At 34.1% G+C, this 546-nt stretch carries 1 protein-coding gene; it reads right to left on the bottom strand.

Annotation, left to right across the window (positions count from 1 at the left end):
* Positions 1-12: 12 nt before the first annotated feature.
* On the bottom strand, positions 13-546 hold a 534-nt coding region (locus A6M55_RS02890; protein ID WP_156510967.1), incomplete at its 5' end, for a transposase family protein.

Raw genomic sequence — 546 nt, 5'->3', positions numbered from 1 at the left:
TTAAGAACTTGTTTAAGATTTTATTTTAGTGGATATTTTTCGCAGGAAACACACTATCATACCAATAATATTTAGATTTAGCCAATTGATTGCCGTTGTTTCATATCTTATAAGCAAAGCTTTAAAAGCGTCTAACCAAGCAAAAGCTCTCTCTATCACATAGCGATTTTCATATAAGAGTTCATCAAAATATTCATTTCTGTTTTCAGTAGCCCCATTTCTTTTATTGAAAGCTATGTTAGCTTCAATATGGTGTTGGGAACATATCTGCCTACACTCTTGACTATCAAAACCAGCATCTGCATTTAAGAATAAACCTTCGGTTCTAATGTTAGATTGGTCAAGCCAATTTATCAATTGTTCAAATTGCTGTTTTATTTCTGCTAAATCATGATGTTCACCACTTATGGGTTCTGAAATTGCAATTAGAATGCCCTGCCTATCACACAAGTACAAAAAATTTGTACTCTCATCTGCTTTTCTGAACTGAAACCCTACTTTATTTCCTCCTCTGTTGGCTCGGGTTTGTGAACCGTCTAATTGGAT

The sequence above is a fragment of the Emticicia sp. MM genome, assembly GCF_001649495.1.
Note: the sequence above shows the minus strand (reverse complement) of the source record. Positions and strands in the feature narration are given on the sequence as shown.